General features: G+C 69.2%; 1 protein-coding gene. It reads left to right on the top strand.

What is annotated here, in order from left to right; translation table 11 throughout:
• Window positions 1-226: 226 nt before the first annotated feature.
• Window positions 227-1,492, top strand: a complete 1,266-nt coding sequence (locus tag GL263_RS25905; protein ID WP_182858168.1) for a L,D-transpeptidase — start codon at window positions 227-229, stop codon at window positions 1,490-1,492.
• The last annotated feature ends 368 nt before the right edge of the window (window positions 1,493-1,860 follow it).

Raw genomic sequence — 1,860 nt, 5'->3', positions numbered from 1 at the left:
CCCCGGTCCCGCGCGGTGTGCGCCCCGGCGTACCCCGGCGCGTGTGCCGGCGCGGGAGGTCTCGGGGTCGCCCCGTCATTCCCCCTCCCGCTAGTGTCCTGAGCCACAGTTGGATGACGAGTGGAACGCGCCACAGCTCCCTTGCGTTCTCTTACGTACAACTGTGACGTCGCATGCCCGGTTTCTGGTGCTGCGCGGCGTCAGGGGATTCCAGGGCACGAGGCAGATGGAGAAGCGTGTGATGACCGCGACCAAGCACCGCAGAGGCCTCGCGGTGACGGCAGCCCTGCTCGGGGGGGCTCTGGTGCTGACCGCCTGTGGCGGTGACGACGACGGCGACGACAAGAACGCGGGCAAGCCCGGCAAGGACGGCAACAAGTCCGAGGCCGCCGCGAACGCCCGGGCGTCCGGCGCCGAGATCAGCATCGACCCGAAGAACGGCTCCGACAACGTCGGCATCAACAAGGACGTCAAGGTGTCGGTCAAGGGCGGCGAGCTCACCACCGTCACCATGACCGCCGTCAAGGACGGCGCCGCCGTCGAGGGCGCGATATCCGACGACAAGTCGAGCTGGGCACCCAACGGGGCCCTCCAGCGCGCCACCGAGTACCGAATAGAAGCGGTGGCCGAGGACTCCGAAGGCCGCGAGACCACCAACAACTCCACGTTCACCACCGTCTCGCAGAGCAACAGCTTCATCGGCTACTTCACGCCCGAGGACGGCTCCACCGTCGGCGTCGGCATGCCGGTCTCGATCAACTTCGACAAGCCGATCAAGAACAAGAAGGCCGTGCAGTCGGCCATCGAGGTCAACACCACCGGCGGCCAGGAGGTCGTCGGCCACTGGTTCAACGACAAGCGCCTCGACTTCCGCCCCGAGAAGTACTGGAAGAGCGGCTCCAAGGTCGACGTCAGGATGTCGCTCGACGGCGTCGAGGGCTCCGAGGGCGTCAAGGGCGTCCAGGACCGCAGCTTCAGCTTCACCATCGGCCGCTCCCAGGTCAGCACGGTCGACGCGAAGACCTACCAGATGACCGTCGTGCGGGACGGCAAGACCCTGCGGACCATCCCGATCTCGGCCGGCGCCGCCGAGAGCCCCACCTGGAACGGGCAGATGGTGATCTCCGAGAAGTTCAAGGAGACCCGCATGAACGGCGCCACCGTCGGCTTCACCGACGACGACGGCAAGGGCGAGTACGACATCCCCGACGTCCCGCACGCCATGCGGCTGTCGACCTCCGGCACGTTCATCCACGGCAACTACTGGGGCGCGCCCTTCGGTTCCGGCAACGCCAGCCACGGCTGCGTCGGCCTCGCCGACGTCAAGGGCGCGGGCGACCCGTCCACCGACGGCGCCTGGTTCTACAAGGAGTCGCTCCTGGGCGACGTGGTCATCGTGAAGAACTCGCAGGACAAGGTCATCGCCCCGGACAACGGCCTCAACGGCTGGAACATGGACTGGGCGGCCTGGAAGGCCGGTTCGGCCGTCTGAGCCCACCTCGCGGCGTGATACCCGCGCGGCCCCGTCGAAGCGCTGCACAGCGCCGTCGACGGGGCCGTCGCCGTCCCGCGTCCGGCGCGCTGACAGCACCCGCTCCATCGAGGCACTACCGCTGACGGCCGATCCGTGCTTACCTCCCCTGGTCAGTCGCTGACCACGACCGCTCCGGGGGAGACCACTCATGCCGGGACGCCGCGCCCACCGAGCGCTCGCCCTGCTCGCCGCCACGCTGACCCTGATCCTCACCGCCTCGGCACCGTCCGGCCACACCTCGCCAGCCGACCCGGCGTCCGCCTCGGCACCCTCCGGTGGCGCTTCGCCCACCGCCGCGCCGCACGTCGCGCAACCTCCCCCCGGCC

Source organism: Streptomyces durbertensis (genome assembly GCF_014156695.1).
Taxonomy (GTDB): domain Bacteria; phylum Actinomycetota; class Actinomycetes; order Streptomycetales; family Streptomycetaceae; genus Streptomyces; species Streptomyces durbertensis.
Note: the sequence above shows the minus strand (reverse complement) of the source record. Positions and strands in the feature narration are given on the sequence as shown.